Source organism: Streptomyces sp. NPDC006208 (genome assembly GCF_040613775.1).
In the GTDB taxonomy this organism is placed as follows: domain Bacteria; phylum Actinomycetota; class Actinomycetes; order Streptomycetales; family Streptomycetaceae; genus Streptomyces.
Genome location: NZ_JBEXSW010000093.1, coordinates 1 through 9773 on the forward strand (window position 1 = coordinate 1; position 9773 = coordinate 9773).

The following is a 9773-nucleotide window of genomic DNA, read 5'->3' on the forward strand; positions in this document are numbered from 1 at the left end:
AGGCCCTGCTCTCATGCCGGGCAGGCCCGCGATCACCCGATCGAGACTCCCGTTCGATCGACAGACCCCATGATCGGTATGGCAACGGCTTCTTACCGTGCTGCCGAACCAAGTTGTCTGGTCAAGGACGTGCCGTTGTACACCCTGTGAGACCTCCCGAGCGCTGATTTGTTGCGCGTCGCGCATGTGCGCCGCGCTCCTTTTTGCTGCGGACTTCTCACTGAAACCGGTGTACTTCTGTGCTCAAGAACTGGGTGGTCGTCCCCACCTGCCTGCCGCTAGTTCTCCGCCGTTGCCACACGTGCGCGTCCGAGCGCTTCCGGGCAAGCGGTAAATTTCGCGTCAACGCAAACCACAAGCTCATCGACGCCTGGCTCCTCGCGCTCTGTACCGCCTGCGGGGACACTGCAAAGCTCACGGTCCTGGAGCGGATGAATGTGCGCTCCGTACGACCTGAGCTGCTGGACCGGCTGCATGACAACGACCCTGGCCTGACAGCTCAGCTGCTCCAGGATCCGGGGGTGCGGCGCCGTAATCGCATCGCCCTCGACTGGGACAACGCCTGGCGCCTCGACACCGGAGGATCGGATCACCTGGACCGTGAGGTGATCGACGTCTCGGTCCGCTTTGCGGCGCGGATCCCTGTCCGGCCGGTGCGACTGGTCGCTGAAGGTTGCGGTCTATCGCGGGCCGAGGTCGAGAGACTCATCACGGAGGGGAAACTCGTTGCGGCAGTCCGGCTGAGCGGCAAGCTCTCCGGCGACTTCACCTTCACGCTCAAGCGTTGAGCCCTCCTCGGTCCCGGGCCTGTCCGGCAAGATCCGCCGGACAGGCCCTGGACCGAGCCCGGTCCTGGCCCCGTGCCGGGGCTGACCCGTTCGTCGGGGCGTACGGGTCGTGGGCGTGAGAGATGAGATCCCAGAACCGGTCGAGCAGCGGCCTTGGCGCCCCGGGGACGGTGCGCGGCCGCGGCTGACGTCGTGGCCGACGGGGCAGCGCCCGGCGCTCGAGGTGTGGTCGCACGGACGTTGGAGATACGCCGAAGCAATGGCGCGGCAGGACTGGGCAGACGGCCGAGTCGTTCACCAGGTAGCCGTCGACCTGGACGGCTGAGGATGCGGCATGCCATTGGGGCATGAGGAGACGTCCCGGGCAGCCAGGCCATTGGCCCCCGGCGCGCTGCTGGACGGGTACACCGTCGCTGGCGGGTCCTGGCACGGCCGGGCCGAGGGCGAAGCCTGAGAAGGCGACACCGAAGGTGCGGGTATCGGTGGTTAGCGGTGCCGGCAGGACACGAGCGGCTGGAGGACATCGCCATCCGTACCCGCTGCCGAAAAGGCCATTGGGTGAAAGCCGTTGGGACAGGTCACGCCACCCTCGACCGTCTGCCGCCGTTCTGTCAGTCGATCAGGACGCCTGGGTTGAGGATGCGATGGGGGTCCAGGGCGTGCTTGGCAGCGCGCAAGGCCAGCGCGAAGGGCTCCGGGCGCTGGAGGTCGTAGCCGGGGCGGTGGTCGCGGCCGACGGCGTGGTGGTGGGTGATGGTTGCGCGGTAGCGGTGCAGGACGTCGCTCGCGGCGGCTTTGATGTCGTCCCAGACCTCGACCTCGTCGCCGGGTCGACCGGCGACGGCAACGGTGAAGTAGGGGGCGGCGCCGTCAGGGTAGACGTGGGTCAGGCGGCAGTTGATGGTGGCCGGGTGACCGGTGGCCTTCAAGGCGGCGGTGCCGACCTGGGTGCGGACGGCGTCGATCAGGGCGGGAATCTTGTCCCAGGTGGCGGCGGTCTCGAAGGTCTCGATGACGGCGCCCATGCGGGCCAGGCCGTCGCGTAGGTAGGGCATGCGCAGGAACGCCGAGCGCCAGGCGCTCACGGCCGTGTCGGCCGGGGCGTTGCGGTCCGCCGTCGGCGCCCCGCCGCGGCCGCCGTGGGCGCGGGCCAGGTCCAGGGCGCTCGTGAGGCGGTCGTCGACGCGGGTGGTGGCGGATTCGAAGCCCAGGACCAGGACGGCAGAGCCGTCGTGCGAGGCGCCGGACAGCGCGGCCTCGCCGGAATCGAGCAGGCGGCAGTTGGCCGGGGAGAGGTCGGATTGGGCGATGGCACGCACCGCGTCCAGCGCCTGGTGGAAGTCGGCAAAGGCCACGGACGCCGAGGCCTTGTGCCGGGGGCGCTCCTGCAGGCGCATCCACGCCTCGGTGATGACGCCGAGCGCCCCTTCGGAGCCGAGGAACAGCCGGTCGGGCGACGGTCCGGCGCCGGATGCCGGCAGCCGCCAGGACCTGCCCGCTCCGGCGGGCGTCACCACGTTCATGGACTGCACGAAGTCGTCGATGTGGGTGTGGACGGTGGCGTAGTGGCCTCCGGCCCGAGTGGCCAGCCAGCCGCCGAGGGTGGAGAACTCGAAGCTCTGCGGGAAGTGGCGCAGGGTGAGGCCGTGGGGCCGCAACTGCTCTTCCAGCACAGGACCGAGCGCGCCGGCCTGGATTCGGGCCGAGCGGCTGTCGGCGTCGATCTCCAGGACCCGGTTCATCGAGGTCAGGTCCAGCGACAGCACGGCGCGGTGGGCGTCGCCGCGGTACTCGACGCCGCCGACCACCGAGGAGCCGCCCCCGAAGGGGATGACAGCCACGCCGTGCCCGCCGGCCCAGTCCAGCAGGTCGGCCACCTCCTGGTCGTCGGTCGGTCGGGCGACCAGGTCGGGGATCCGGCCGGGCCGGCCGCGCAGGGCCCGGATGACGTCGCGGTAGGCCTTGCCCATGGCGTGGGCGGCGCGCGCTTCGGGATCGGCGGTGACCAGGTGCGCCAGCGCGGGCGGGGGTGTCGCGCCGGGACGGGCGATGGGCAGGTCGGCGACCCGGGGTATCGGCAGCGGGCGGGCCAGGGTGCCCGGCAGCAGGGCGCCCATGGCGACGCATTCGGCGTCGTCGGGGTGGGCATCGGCGTAACCCCAGCCCCACCAGGAGCGGATGCGGGAGGTGCCGGGGTCGGACGGGGTGGCAGGCATGAGTGTGCTCCCAGCGAGGTCCAGGTAATTTACCCAACAGAAAATTATCCTAAGGTAATATCGGGTCCATGACAACGCTCCCCTCCAGAGCCGGCACCAAGGGCGTGCCCAGGGCCGCGCGCGAACGACAGGTCCTGGCCGCGGCCACCGAGGAGTTCGGCCGCCACGGCTACGAGGCCACCACCGTGGCCGCCATCGCCGCCCGTGTGGGCGTCACCAAGCCACTGCTGCACCAGTACTTCGGCAGCAAGCAGGACCTCTACCTCGCCTGCCTGAACCCGGTTGGCGACCGGCTGCTGGACGCCATCCGCGCCGCGATGGCCGAACAGGCCTCCGGCGCGCCGCCCACCGCCCTGCGTGTGCTGCACGACCTGTTCACGGCCCTGGACGGGCAGCGCGAGGCGTGGTTCGTCCTCTACGACGCCACGCTGCCGCCCGACAGCGACGCCGCCCAACGCGCGGCGTACTACCGCGGCGCCATCGACGACCTCGCCGCGATCGGCACCGCCGACCTCCTGCACGCGGCTGGATCCAACGACCCGCTTGACGCCGACGCCCTCAAATACGCCTGGCGCGGCCTGTGCACCGCCCTGGTCCGCTGGTGGGTCAACCACCCTGACCAGTCGCCCGAAGCCATGGCGCAACGCTGCGCACGGCTCTTCGCGGCCTGCCGCACCATCCTCGCCACCGGCAACGAGAGCACGTGAGCCGGACCGAGGCCCTGGCCCCTGCTGTCAGGACAGCAGGGGCCAGGGTCTTCGAGCTGCGGCTCGGTTCCGTTCGCCCGTCAGAGCATCGGCGGGTACCACGCCTGAGGCAGGATCGGACCGGGCGGCAGTCGGCTGCTCATGACGGGGCCCGGCCAGCTGGGTGTTTCACGCCCCTGGCAGCCGGTGAGCGACCAGGATGCCGTGCGTGTCCGAGGCGACGGGCCGGAGCTTCTCCGGCTACTTCCAGGTCTGTTGCGAGGGCTTTCGGAAGTCGCTGGGCTGCCCGGTCGGTCGGCCAACAGGTGGCTTCCTACAGTGGCCTGCGACTCGTTGGAGGCACCACCGAGCGGGGGCAACGCCCGTCGTGGCTGATGGGTCCACAGGAATGACAACAAGAGGACTGAAGAAGAAACCCCGCCGGCCGAACGCGTTCTGCTCGTCGAACGCCTTGCGCCGAACCAGCCCCGTCACTGAGATCAGAGCTTTCCGCTGACCTTGCGGACGCGATGGCCGAGGACCCGGCCGAGTGCGGCAACGAACTCGGGACGTAGGCGGGCCGCGTTCCAGACCTCGAAGCCGAGGTGACCGCAGGCGAAGCGGTCGTCCTGCCACGTCCACTCGGGCAGCGGCTCCGAACGCCCGCACGCCCGGCACCGCAGCTCGGCGGAGCCGGTCTCGTTCCAGGCGACCAGGGCATCCAGCCCGGACTTTTCGGCGGCCGGCGCAGAGCAGTTCGGGCAGACCGGCGCGCCGTCGGAGCCCAGGTTGCCCCAAAAGACAGTCCGACCTCGGATGACGGCCAGCCCGTCGGTTCCCTGGCCCGGCCGCTCCATGACGTCGTCCCACTGCCGCCCCGGCACGTACACCGGTCTGCCGAGCATCTCGTACGTCTGCTCAGCGAGCACGACCTTCTCGTCGACCAGCCATCCCACCGCCCTCGACGCGAGTATCGCCACGTCCTCGGGCGCCGCGTCGACGTCGACGATCGTCTGGAAGTAGTCCCCCATCAACCCTCACCCTGGCGATCACTATCGTGAATGTCCCCAAGACTCATGCTGTCAGACGAGTCCGACCGGCACGGCGGCAGGCGCGAGATGATCCACAAAAGACGCCCTGGTCCTCCAGGCCCCGGCCCCTGTCATCGCGAAGGCGCTCAGCACCACGACAAGATCACCACTCGTCTGGTCCGAAGCCGGAGGAACCTGGAGCCGGTCCCCCGGCAACCATCGACGATGAAGCGCGGGTACTCCCGGACCGCCGATGGGGAGCAACCCCTGACGAACCCCTGGACGCCATGCACCGCGGCGGCTTCCAATTCTGGTACGAGACCTCCGACACCGCAGAACTCCTGGCCACGGAAGCAGCATTCGCCCTCGCCGAGCACCTGACGGGCGTGCGCATCACGCCGGAACTCCTGCGGGACACCGCCTTCGTGTGTGGCAGCGCGGAGATCAGGTGAGCGCGTGACGCCTTCCCTCCAGCGCCCGGTCCGGCAGGGCGCTCACCGTGAGCGCCCTGCCGGGCACCAATTCAGAACAGCGAAGGGACGAGGACCAGGGGAAGATCGCCGGCCTCCACGCTGTCACGGCCGATCGTGATGCCGCAGTAGTTGCCGACGGCGGCGAACACCGCCGGCTGCAGCTCATGCAGGTGCTCCTCGAAATACCGCGACTCTTCCTCGGTGCTGCTTGCCGTACCCGCATAGAACGAGGGGAACACGGCTCCTGCCGCGTGCAGTGCGGCATCGAGCCCGGAGGAGCGCTCGGTCTCGCCCTTGAACTCCGCTTCCCACGTCTGTCCGTCGCCCGGCGCGTGCAGGATCAAAGACGGCGCGTCGTGCCTGTTCTGCGTCAGGCAGATGATCTCCTCACCCACGAGCGGCGCCATCGCAGCCACCGTGCGATATCCCGCCCACCACGTGGCGAAGCCCCTGAAGTCGTCCTCCAGGATGTACAGCCAGTCCCCGCACGTGCCGTACATCGCATGGCTGACGTTCAGGCCGGCTGGCGCGGCAAGCTCGTACCGCTCGTTGTACAGGTCGTGGCGCTGGAGCTGTTCGCTGTCCGCCCCGAGGCGGACCAGGAAGTCCTCTGCCTCGACGCCCCGGGCGACCGTGAGCGAGATACCTCCGAGCATCCCCGTCGCCAAACGCTTTTCCTCATGGGAATGCTCGCCGATCCACCGCAAACCATCAGTCACTTCGCTCACCCCGCCAACCTAACGGGCGGGCAGAAAGGACCACCGTGAGAAGCATCATGCTCACCGTCGCCACGGCACGCTCGTCACCGCCATCGCCATCAGTGCCGCAGGAGCAGCGTGAAAGCCCGCAGGTCGACGGTTGGGGCGTCGGCGGGGAGCACTGCGCCGCGGCCCCCTCAGCGGTCGTGACCAACGGAACATCCCTGCGTCGGCGGGGGACCAGCTCCACGATGCGCTCTCGGGGGGACCGCCCGGCCGGTGCGAAGGATCCGCGTGTCGTTGCGGACGGGTTCCGAGGAGGGTTCGCCAGCCGCTGGTGCCCAGGTCAGTCCCAGAGGGCGATCGCCAGGACCAGGGCGGCGACCGGGATCAGCAGCCACGGCTCGGCCAGGACCAGGAGCCCGGTGAAGATCAGGGCGAAGTACGCCAGTGCCTTGGCGGCGCGCCGCTGGGCCTTGTTCTTCTTCGTGCCCTTCTTCTTCGAGCCCTCGGGGTGAAGCGCCGCTGTGTCAGGGGCCGTCTCAAGGATGCCGGTTTCGTTGTCGATTGCGGTTGGGGTTGAGGTTGCAGTCGCGGGGTTCATGTCGATGTTCGTCATGGCACTCAGCCTCGTCGCGAGAGCACCGCCCTCGCGTCGGCGAAGCCCGCCTACTTAGGTGATGACCACCGACGCGTACGTAGTACCGGCACCGTGAACGTTGGTCCATGAACACTGTCATGGACCGCGCGGAGATCGTCTTGTGGGTACGGCATGCGAACGGCCGGTGGTCGGCCAGGACGGTCTGGGTGGTGGTGCTGGACGGGGAGGCATATGTCCGCTCGGCTTTCGGACGGCGCAGTGCCTGGTACCGCCGGGTCCTGCGGCACGCGGACACAGGGGTGGAAGTGGCCGGGGTCCGGCTGTCCGTCACCCTCCGGCCGGTGGACGACCCCGAGCTCGTCCAGCGCGTCTCCGGTGCCTACCGGGCCAAGTACGGGCTGAACTGGCCCGGCCCCGTGGAGTCGATGAACAGGCACGAGGCCGCGGCCACCACCATGCGGCTAACGAATGTCGGGCAGGTCTCGCAGTTGCCTGCGTGAGGTGAGGCCGAGCTTGCGGAAGATGTTGCGCAGGTGCGCGTCGACCGTCCGCGGGCTGAGGAACAGCTTCGCCGCCACCTCCTTGGATGTGGCGCCGTCGGCGACCAGGCGTGCGATGTGCACCTCCTGCATCGTCAGCTGGTCCGATGCGTTCGACGTGCGGCTACGGGCCTGCTCGCCCGTGGCGCGCAACTCGCCGGCGGCGCGCTCGGCGAACGCCTCCACACCGAGGTCGGACAGCGACTCGTGCGCCGGCCGCAGTGCGGACCGGGCGTCACGCCGTCGGCCCTGGCGGCGCAGCCACTCCCCGTACAGCAGTTGTGCCCGGGCGCGGTAGACGACCAGTGTGCTGTCCTCGAGCAGGCCGATCGCCTCCTGGTAGGCGGACTCGTCCTCGGTCACCAGGGCTCGCGCACAGGCCTCGACGCCAAGACCCCATGCGTGCCGGCCCGCCTGCGTGCGCTCTTGGAGGGATGCGAGGGCCGCGGCGGCGACCTCGGTCTCGCCGCACCGTACGGCTGCCTCGACCAGCTCGGGCAGGGCGAGGCCCGCCGTGCCGACGGCGCCGTACTCGACCGCCTGCTTCGCCGCCTTCAGCGCGGCCGGGTAGTCGGCCAGGCCGTTGCTGAGCACGGCCGACGCCCATTGCACGCTGAGGCTCATCCGGTGATCCACCGACTCGAACAGTTCGACGGCATCCTTGCGCCGCCCGCGCATCGCGGCCAGGTGGAGGCGCGGGTAGACCAGCGGTGCCGCGCCGGTCGCATCGGCGATCGCCTCCTCCTCGGAGATCAGCTCCATCGCGGTACCGAAGTCGCCCGTGTGCACGGTCGCGGTGGCCTGCATGGCCAGTCCGATGGGCAGCGCGTGGAAGGAGCCCGACTCGCGGCCGGCCGCGACGGCACGGGTGGCGATGCCGTGCAGGGCGTCGAAGTTCCACAGCTCGGTGGCCACCATGAAGCCCAGTGACGGCCGCCTGGCCCACACCTCGTCGTCGGCGTCGCCGACGACCGGCCTGAGGATTTCCCCCGCCGCCGGATGCCCGTCGCCGACCAGGCTGATCAGGCCGGTCAGGACCGCCGCCGCGCCGGATACCGGCCCGCCCGACGGCGGTGCCTTCCTGACGGCCTCCACCACGTGGTCGAGGCCGCCGAGCAGAAGGCCCATCTCGACGGCGTCCAGATAGCACTCCCGTGACCAGGCAGGGTCGGTGGCCGCCAGCCGGGCGGCGGCACGCAGGAGGTACGCCGTGGGGCCTTCGTCCCCCCGGCGGCGGACGAACGACAGCCTGCCGCGGAGCAGGTCGGCCCTGGCGGCCTGGCCCGGATCGTCGGTCGCCACGGTGGTGAGCAGCTCGGCCGCCGTCTCGAAGTCGCCCACCGAGAGCTTGGCCTGGACCGCGGCAAGGGTCCGCTCGACGCGTTGGACCGGGCTGATCGTGAGCGCGGCCGAGCGTTCGAGGAAGGCCGCCGCCGCCGCGACACCGCCACGTTCCTGGGCGCGGGTGGCGGAGGCTTCGAGCTCGGCGGCGACCTGCTCGTCCGGGCCGGCACTGGCCTGGGCCCGATGCCAGGCCCACCGGTCGGGGTCGGCGACCGGGTCGGTCACAGCCGCCAGCGCCTCGTGCGCCCTGCGCCGCTCCCCCGGCGCCGCGGCATGGTAGGCGGCGGAGCGGGCGAGAGGGTGGCTGAATCGGATCCGGGTACCGAACTCGACCAGCGGGACGGACTCCACGGCGGCAGCCGCGTCGATGCCCATGAGTTCGGCCGCACGCCACAGCAGGCCGGGGTCGCCGATCGGGTCGGCGGCAGCGACGGTCACCAGCAGCCGGGCCGCCGGCGGCAGGAGCTCCAGCCGGGACCGGAAGCTCCGCTCGATCACGCCGGGTACCGATTCGGGCTGGGCGAATCCGCCCGCCATCCCGGCGAGTCCTGCGGTCCTGGGAAGCTCCACCAGCGCGAGGGGGTTGCCGCGCGCCTCGGCCAGGATGCGGTCGCGCACCCGCTCGTCCAACGGGGCGCGGATCGCCGCGGCCAGCAGCGCGCGGGCATCCGATTCGCCAAGACCCTGAAGCGAATGGCCGGGCAGGTCGTCCAGCTCGGGCAGGCGGCTCGGCTCGCGCGCCGCGAACACGAGGGCGATCGACTCGGCCGAGACCCGTCGGGCCAGGAAGGCCAGCGCCTTGCCCGACGCCTGGTCCAGCCACTGTGCGTCGTCCACGACGCACAGGAGAGGGCGTTCCCGCACGGTCTCCACCAGGAGGCCCAGCGACGCGACGCCGACCAGGAACGGATCGGGTGTGCCGGTGTCGAGGCCGAAAGCGATCTCCAGCGCTTTGCGGTGCGGCGCAGGCAACGCCATCAGCCGGCCGGTGACGGGCGCGAGCAACTGGTGCAGCGCGGCGAACGGCAGCTCCATCTCGAACTCCGCGCCGGACGCCCGCATGACGAGGAATCCGGTCGCGGCCTCGTCCAGATGCCGCAGCAGCGCGCTCTTTCCGATGCCCGGCTCACCGCGCAGGACCAAGGCGCCGCCCCGGCCCTGGCGTGCCGCCTGGAGCAGGGCGTCGAGCCGGCGTATCTCGTCCTGACGGCCGATCAGCACATCCGTGTATGTCTCGGGCATGTCCGAAAACCTATGCGGTCGTGCGCCGCAGGGGAATCCGGGAACGACCCCAGTCGCCTAAGAAGTCGTCTCATTTGGCGAGTCTGCGGTAGCAGATGAGGGTGCAGGCGATGCTGGTGAAGGCGAGGAAGTGGTCGGCTTTGCGCTCGTAGCGT

The 9773-nt window shown here is 70.3% G+C and carries 10 protein-coding genes; 4 read left to right on the forward strand and 6 right to left on the reverse strand.

All coding sequences use genetic code 11. The features are described from left to right. Positions 1 to 186, reverse strand: a 186-nt coding sequence (locus ABZ208_RS38275; RefSeq protein ID WP_356914063.1) for a hypothetical protein, incomplete at its 3' end; no start/stop codon positions are given. 53 nt (positions 187 to 239) lie between these two features. Here ABZ208_RS38275 and ABZ208_RS38280 point away from each other — a divergent pair. Next, positions 240 to 788 carry a DUF1062 domain-containing protein gene (locus ABZ208_RS38280; protein ID WP_356914064.1) on the forward strand — a complete coding sequence of 183 codons (549 nt, stop codon included), beginning with the start codon at positions 240 to 242 and terminating at the stop codon, positions 786 to 788. Between the two features lie 611 nt (positions 789 to 1399). On the opposite strand, the gene ABZ208_RS38285 is transcribed toward ABZ208_RS38280, so the two are convergent. Further along, positions 1400 to 3004, reverse strand: coding sequence for an FAD-binding oxidoreductase (locus tag ABZ208_RS38285; protein ID WP_356914065.1), 1605 nt, complete (start codon positions 3002 to 3004; stop codon positions 1400 to 1402). A gap of 68 nt (positions 3005 to 3072) precedes the next feature. On the opposite strand from ABZ208_RS38285, the gene ABZ208_RS38290 reads away from it, so the two are divergent. Next, complete coding sequence (locus ABZ208_RS38290) at positions 3073 to 3711, forward strand: helix-turn-helix domain-containing protein (protein WP_356914066.1); 639 nt, start codon at positions 3073 to 3075, stop codon at positions 3709 to 3711. A gap of 479 nt (positions 3712 to 4190) precedes the next feature. Here ABZ208_RS38290 and ABZ208_RS38295 read toward each other — a convergent pair whose 3' ends face one another. Beyond that, positions 4191 to 4721 (reverse strand): hypothetical protein, encoded by a 531-nt coding sequence (locus tag ABZ208_RS38295; protein WP_356914067.1) that lies wholly within the window; start codon positions 4719 to 4721, stop codon positions 4191 to 4193. A 26-nt stretch (positions 4722 to 4747) separates the two neighbouring features. Here ABZ208_RS38295 and ABZ208_RS38300 point away from each other — a divergent pair, with 26 nt between their 5' ends. Then, the gene (locus ABZ208_RS38300) at positions 4748 to 5173 is read left to right on the forward strand and encodes a DUF6461 domain-containing protein (protein ID WP_356914068.1); all 426 of its coding nucleotides are present in this window, start codon (positions 4748 to 4750) and stop codon (positions 5171 to 5173) included. Positions 5174 to 5244: 71 nt separating this feature from the next. Here the strand turns inward: ABZ208_RS38300 and ABZ208_RS38305 are convergent, their stop codons facing one another. Continuing rightward, positions 5245 to 5862, reverse strand: a complete 618-nt coding sequence (locus tag ABZ208_RS38305) for a hypothetical protein (protein WP_356914069.1) — start codon at positions 5860 to 5862, stop codon at positions 5245 to 5247. Positions 5863 to 6238: 376 nt separating this feature from the next. After that, positions 6239 to 6511 (reverse strand): hypothetical protein, encoded by a 273-nt coding sequence (locus tag ABZ208_RS38310; protein WP_356914070.1) that lies wholly within the window; start codon positions 6509 to 6511, stop codon positions 6239 to 6241. A gap of 107 nt (positions 6512 to 6618) precedes the next feature. Here ABZ208_RS38310 and ABZ208_RS38315 point away from each other — a divergent pair, with 107 nt between their 5' ends. Further along, the gene (locus ABZ208_RS38315; RefSeq protein WP_356914071.1) at positions 6619 to 6993 is read left to right on the forward strand and encodes a DUF2255 family protein; all 375 of its coding nucleotides are present in this window, start codon (positions 6619 to 6621) and stop codon (positions 6991 to 6993) included. Here the strand turns inward: ABZ208_RS38315 and ABZ208_RS38320 are convergent. After that, a complete protein-coding gene (locus tag ABZ208_RS38320; RefSeq protein WP_356914072.1) occupies positions 6955 to 9618 on the reverse strand; it encodes an AAA family ATPase in 2664 nt (887 codons plus the stop codon). The two genes, ABZ208_RS38315 and ABZ208_RS38320, sit on opposite strands and share 39 nt — an antisense overlap. Between the last annotated feature and the right edge of the window lie 155 nt (positions 9619 to 9773).

Excerpts from the sequence above, each read along its gene's own strand:
- ABZ208_RS38285 (WP_356914065.1), bottom strand. The coding sequence starts at position 3,004 with ATGCCTGCCACCCCGTCCGACCCCGGCACCTCCCGCATCCGCTCCTGG.
- ABZ208_RS38290 (WP_356914066.1), top strand. The coding sequence starts at position 3,073 with ATGACAACGCTCCCCTCCAGAGCCGGCACCAAGGGCGTGCCCAGGGCC.
- ABZ208_RS38295 (WP_356914067.1), bottom strand. The coding sequence starts at position 4,721 with ATGGGGGACTACTTCCAGACGATCGTCGACGTCGACGCGGCGCCCGAG.
- ABZ208_RS38310 (WP_356914070.1), bottom strand. The coding sequence starts at position 6,511 with ATGACGAACATCGACATGAACCCCGCGACTGCAACCTCAACCCCAACC.
- ABZ208_RS38315 (WP_356914071.1), top strand. The coding sequence starts at position 6,619 with ATGAACACTGTCATGGACCGCGCGGAGATCGTCTTGTGGGTACGGCAT.
- ABZ208_RS38320 (WP_356914072.1), bottom strand. The coding sequence starts at position 9,618 with ATGCCCGAGACATACACGGATGTGCTGATCGGCCGTCAGGACGAGATA.